The organism is Chryseosolibacter histidinae (assembly GCF_018598225.1).
In the GTDB taxonomy this organism is placed as follows: Bacteria; Bacteroidota; Bacteroidia; order Cytophagales; family Cyclobacteriaceae; genus Chryseosolibacter; species Chryseosolibacter histidini.
Window position 1 is genome coordinate 1 of record NZ_JAHESF010000117.1, and the last position, 236, is coordinate 236.

Sequence of the window (236 nt, forward strand, 5' to 3'; positions counted from 1 at the left end):
GGAAGGAGAGCGCATGCCGCGCAGCATCTGGAAAGGGAGTATCAGCTTCGGGCTCGTGCAGATCCCGGTGGCCCTCTACCCTGCAGAGGAGCCCAACGAGCTCCACTTCACGCAGCTCGACAAGCGGAACATGCCGCCGATCCGCTACGAGCGCGTGAACCGGGAGACGGGGGAGCCGGTGAGCTGGGACGATATCGTCCGTGGCTATCCGTACGAGAAGGGCGAGTATGTCGTGA

General features: G+C 63.6%; 1 protein-coding gene. It reads left to right on the forward strand.

The genetic code is table 11. The annotated features are described in order from the left end of the window. On the forward strand, positions 1-236 hold a 236-nt coding region (locus KK083_RS32415), incomplete at both ends, for a Ku protein (RefSeq protein WP_317195264.1).